Source organism: Synechococcus sp. H55.11, from assembly GCF_047462475.1.
In the GTDB taxonomy this organism is placed as follows: Bacteria; Cyanobacteriota; Cyanobacteriia; order Thermostichales; family Thermostichaceae; genus Thermostichus.
On sequence record NZ_JANSJI010000169.1, the window covers coordinates 1 to 5,307 of the forward strand.

At 61.8% G+C, this 5,307-nt stretch carries 4 protein-coding genes; 3 read left to right on the plus strand and 1 reads right to left on the minus strand.

Annotation, left to right across the window (positions count from 1 at the left end; all coding sequences use genetic code 11):
* Window positions 1-362: 362 nt before the first annotated feature.
* Entirely contained in the window at window positions 363-1,487 is a 1,125-nt protein-coding gene (locus tag NW853_RS07170) for an ABC transporter ATP-binding protein (RefSeq protein WP_414348636.1), read from the plus strand.
* The gene (locus NW853_RS07175; RefSeq protein WP_414335931.1) at window positions 1,481-2,425 is read left to right on the plus strand and encodes an ABC transporter permease; all 945 of its coding nucleotides are present in this window, start codon (window positions 1,481-1,483) and stop codon (window positions 2,423-2,425) included. Before NW853_RS07170 ends, NW853_RS07175 begins: the two co-directional genes overlap by 7 nt.
* Here the strand turns inward: NW853_RS07175 and NW853_RS07180 are convergent.
* Window positions 2,408-3,427, minus strand: coding sequence for a Rieske 2Fe-2S domain-containing protein (locus tag NW853_RS07180; RefSeq protein ID WP_414348639.1), 1,020 nt, complete (start codon window positions 3,425-3,427; stop codon window positions 2,408-2,410). The genes NW853_RS07175 and NW853_RS07180 overlap by 18 nt on opposite strands.
* A gap of 275 nt (window positions 3,428-3,702) precedes the next feature.
* On the opposite strand from NW853_RS07180, the gene crtH reads away from it, so the two are divergent.
* Window positions 3,703-5,226 (plus strand): carotenoid isomerase, encoded by a 1,524-nt coding sequence (crtH, locus tag NW853_RS07185; RefSeq protein ID WP_414348641.1) that lies wholly within the window; start codon window positions 3,703-3,705, stop codon window positions 5,224-5,226.
* The last annotated feature ends 81 nt before the right edge of the window (window positions 5,227-5,307 follow it).

Sequence of the window (5,307 nt, forward strand, 5' to 3'; positions counted from 1 at the left end):
CCCCCAGGCCCCTCACCCCCGGCCCCTCTCCCAGAGGGAGAGGGGTGGGAACATAGCAAGGAGCAGCTTCACTGCTATTGGAAATGGCCGTAGATGCAAAAGCACTCAGAGCAAGGCAGGTCGGGGCAGAATCGGTTTTGGCAACAGCCCATGCACACCTTTCACGGGAGTGTTTACCACCTGCGTGATGTGAAAGTGGCGTAGCGACACTATCTTTCATCCATCCTGTCTTGAAAAGCTGCAGACAGGGATCCCCATTTGCAAGGCTGAGTGTAGAACTTGCGCCCATGGCGCAAGAGACAGCTGCAATTTTCCCGGAGACTTGCATACTGGGTTAAAGGATGTTGTCGGCGCTGCCAACTGTGACTGCGGGTGTCCTCTCCACCACCGTCCGGGATCCCGACTGGGATGTGGAGCTCAAGGGGCTCCGCAAGCGCTTTGGCGACTTTGTGGCCCTCGACGGCATCGACTTGCAGATTCGGCGAGGCGAGTTTTTTGGCCTATTGGGCCCTTCTGGCTGTGGCAAGACCACCCTGCTGCGCATCATCGCCGGCCTGGAGATGGCTGACCTCGGGGAAGTGGTGATCCGGGGGCGCCCGGTGGGCCACCTGCCCGCCCACAAGCGCAACGTCAACACCGTGTTTCAGAGCTACGCCCTTTTCCCCTTCCTGACCGTGGAGGAAAACGTCGCCTTTGGCCTGCGCAGGCGGGGGGTGCGAGGGGAGGCCCTGCACAAGCGGGTGGCCGCCGCCTTGGAGTTGGTGGAGATCGGGGATCTGGCCAAGCGCAAGCCCCAGGAGCTCTCCGGTGGGCAGCAGCAGCGGGTGGCCCTGGCCCGCGCCTTGGTCAATGAGCCAGAGGTGCTGCTATTGGATGAGCCGCTCTCGGCGTTGGATGCCAAGTTGCGCAAGCAGCTTCAGGTGCAGTTGTGCGAGCTGCAGCGGCGGCTGGGCATGACGTTTATTTTTGTTACCCACGACCAGGAGGAGGCGTTGGTTACCAGCGACCGGGTGGCGGTGATGCGGGCCGGACGTGTTGAGCAAGTTGGCCCCATTGACGAGGTGTACGAGCGGCCGGCAACCGCCTTTGTGGCGGACTTTTTGGGGGCCAGCAACCTCATCGAAGGGATCGCCTGTGGCACCGACTGCGTGGATACGCCCCTAGGCAAGCTCAAGGTGCCCGGGATCCAGCCCAACTTGGAGCCGGTGCAGTTGGCCATCCGCCCAGAAAAGATTCAGCTTTCCCGTAGCGGCTGGGATCTGCTGCCCAACCAAGTGCCGGTGCGGGTGGAAAACCTCATCTACACCGGGGCGGAGAACCAGTACTTGCTGCAGACGGCCAATGGACAGCAGCTCAAGGCCACCGCCCTCAACACGGATATTGAGGAGGCGGGGTTTGAGATCGGCGAGGCGCTGGTGGCCCACCTGCCCCCCAAGAGCCTGGTGCGCCTGCGGCCGGATCCCCGGCAGGAGGATCCCCCATGCTGAGATGGCCAGGGATCCCTTCTTCTGGCCAGCGTGCCCAGGTGCGCGCCGGGGAATTGCTCTCCCCCTGGCAGGAGCTGCTGCGCAGCCTCATCTTTGCCGGGCCGGGGGTGCTATGGGTGGTGCTGTTTTTGGTGCTGCCGGGAGTGTTGCTGCTGGTTTGCAGCTTTCTCAGCCGCGGCCAGTTTGGCGAGGTGGGACTGCCTCTGACGCTGGCCAACTACCTGCGCATTCTCGGCTACGGCCCCCTGGGCTGGACGCCCATCTACTGGCAGATCTTGGGCCGCAGCCTGCTGGTGGCGGCCGTCACCACCTTCTTTTGTGTGCTCCTGGCCTATCCCCTGGCTTTCTTTATTGTCGCCCACCCGCCCCGACAGCGGGATCTATTGCTGACGCTGGTGGTGGTGCCGTTTTGGACGAACCTGGTGATTCGCACCTACGCCTGGATGGTGGTGTTGGCGCCAGAAGGGTGGCTGGCCCGCCTGGCCGCCTGGCTGGGCTGGATCCCGCCCCAGACGGCTCTCTACCCCAGTTGGCTGGCCGTGTACCTGGGCATGGTCTACACCTTTTTGCCTTACATGGCCTTGCCCCTGTACACAGCAGTGGAGCGCATCGACTGGCGCCTGGCGGAGGCGGCGCGGGATCTCTACGCCAACGGCTGGCAGGTCTTCTGGTGGGTGCTTTTTCCCCAAACGCTGCCGGGGCTGGCGGCGGGCTTGATTTTGGTGGCCATCCCAGCGCTGGGTATGTTCGTGGTACCGGACTTGCTGGGGGGCAGCAAAACCTTGTTGATCGGCAATGTCATCCAGATGCAGTTTGGCGCCAGCCTGGACTACCCCTTTGGAGCGGCCCTTAGCTTTTTGGTTACCGGCCTGAGCCTGGGCTTGCTCTATGCCTACAGCCGCTATGCTGGCAGCCGCGGCCTAGAAGAGTTGATCTGAGGCATTGCCATGAGCTTTCAGCAGAGCGGCCAGTTGCTTGCGCATCAGGATCCCGGGTTTGTCGGTAAACATATGCTGCTCGGCGCTGAGGTCGAGAGGGACATCGGGATCCGTAGTTTCCAGAATGGCCCTGTCTTCCAAAGTTACAGCCCGGTCGAAGCGGACTACCTCTGAGGCTGGAGCATCCGCTTCCGTGTCGTTGCGCAGGCAAAACTGCACCACTTGCGAGGCCCGGTCGTTGATGGGGGTGGGGATGTTGACGATAACATGGCTGCGGCCATTGGGGTAGCGGATGTGAAGGTGGTTGGTGAAGGGCAGGTACCAGGTGGAAGTGGTGGTGCGCTCGGTTTTGGCAAGGGGAATGCCCAGGTTTTTTTGTTGCAGCTCTGGGTTGGCCACACCGACCACCAGACGGGTACGGATGCCGTAGTCCAGCTCCTCGATCTCGAGATGACTGGGTACCAGGTTGTCTAGGCTGCCAAAGGTGTTTTGATGCACAAAGCTGAAGTGGGCAGCATCGAACTCGTTCTCGCAGATGCGCAAACTGGCGCATTCCCAACGTTCGTAAAACTCGTGGATGAGCCGGTAGCTGGGATCCTCTGCCTCTGGAATGACCGGGATGTCTCGCAGGGGTTGAGGATCCAAACAAACCCAGGCATAGCCGTAACGGGCCTGGCAGAGATAGGCGGGAATGCGGTAGCCCTCCGGAATGCGCGCGCGAGCCGGCAACTGCGGCACCTTGACGCAGGCACCTGTGCCATCAAACTCCCAGCCGTGGTAGGGGCAGCGAATGTGGCCATCGCAGACAATCCCCTTGGAGAGTTGGGCCGAACGATGACAGCAGCGGTCGGCAGCAGCTTGGGGCTGCCCGGCTTGATCCAACCAGAGGACGATCTTTTCTCCCAGCAGCTCAAAGGGTTGCGGGGATCCCTGCTCCAGTAGTCTGAGGGGCATCACCGGGTACCAAAAGCGCCGAAAGACAGGATGCTGAGTAACCAACATGGCTGAAAATCCCCAGGGTGGGTGTGGGATCCTGGCTAGCAAATTGGCCGATTGGGTTCCGTAGCCTCTGCCACAATCCCGTTTGCGGATCCCCCAGCCGAAAAGAGGGAGTTGGGGTTGCTACCAAGCTTCTTCCCCAGGGATCCCGCTGCTCCGGGAAAATTAACTCTCGGGACTTCTGGTAGCTTGAGAATACCGGCTTTGCGTTCAACTCGAGGGATCCCTTGACCCAAACTCTGCCTTCTCAGGCTTCTGCCCAGCCCAAGTTCTCTGCCGTGTCTTCCCCCCCGGCTACTTGGGATGTGATTGTCGTTGGTGCTGGGATCGGCGGGCTGGTGGCGGCCACCCAGTTGGCGGCCAAGGGCTACCAGGTGTTGGTGTTGGAAAAATACCTCATCCCCGGCGGTAGCGCTGGCTACTTCGAGCGTCCGGATCCCAACGGCAACGGGATCTACCGCTTCGATGTCGGGGCTTCCATGATCTTTGGCCTGGGCACTCAAGGTACCACCAACTTGCTCACCCGCGCCCTGGCTGCTGTGGGCCAGTCTTTGGAATCCATCCCCGACCCGGTGCAGATTGCCTACCACCTTCCCCAGGGGCTCAGCCCCTGCGTGCACCGGGACTACGAGCAGTTTTTGCAGGAGCTAGCCAGCTATTTCCCTCAAGAAGCGGGCAGCATCCGCCGCTTCTACGACAGCTTCTGGCCTATCTTCAACAGCCTCAACGCCATGGAGCTCCTCTCTTTGGAGGAGTGGGGCTATCTCTGGCGCTCTTTTGTCGGCAACCCCCGCGCCTGCCTGACCTTGGCCCGCTACTTGCCGGTGAATGTGGGCCAGGTGGCGCGGCGCTACCTCCGCAGTCCGGCGCTGCGGCGCTTTGTGGATATGGAGTGCTACTGCTGGTCGGTGGTGCCGGCAGATCGCACGCCCATGATCAACGCCGGCATGGTGTTTTGTGATCGCCACTACGGCGGCGTCAACTACCCCAAGGGAGGGGTGGGGCAGATTGCCCAGAAACTGGCCCAGGGGCTAGAGGCCTGCGGGGGGCAAATCCGCTACGGGGCGCCGGTGCGGCGGATTTTGGAAGAACGGGGCCGCGCCGTGGGCGTCGAGCTCTCCAGAGGGGAAAAGCTCTTTGCCCGCAAGATCATCTCCAATGCCACCCGCTGGGATACCTTTGAGCGCCTCTGGCCGGGATCCCTGCCGGCGGCGGAGCGGCGCTGGCAAAGCCGCTACCAACAGTCTCCCAGTTTCTTAAGCTTGCACCTAGGGGTGCGAGCTGAGGCCCTGGCCGGCGAGCGCTACTGTCACCACATTCTTCTAGAAGATTGGCAAGACCTGGAGGCGGAGCAGAGCACGATCTTCGTCTCTATCCCCACTCTCTTGGATCCGGAGCTGGCCCCGCCGGGCCGCCACATTGTTCACGCTTTTACCCCCAGTTGGATGCAAACCTGGCAGGGCTTGGGCCCGGAGCAGTACCGGCAGCAAAAACAAGCGGCGGCCAAACGCCTTATCCACCGCCTGGAGGCCCTCTGGCCAGAGCTGGGATCCCACATCGAGCTGCTGGAGGTGGGCACTCCCCGCACCCACCGCCGCTTCTTGGGCCGCGTCGACGGCACCTACGGCCCCATCCCTCGCGGCACTCCCTGGGGCCTCTTGGGCATGCCCTTCAACCGCACCGCCATTCCCAACCTCTACTGCGTGGGCGATAGCACCTTCCCCGGTCAAGGCCTCAACGCCGTCGCCTTCTCCGGGTTTGCCTGTGCCCACCGGGTAGATGTAGACCTTTCCAATTCCTAAGGAAAATCATCGGAATTGCACAGCACTGACCACAAACTTAGCCACGTGCTCAACGCCTTACGGCAATCAAAGGAAAATCAT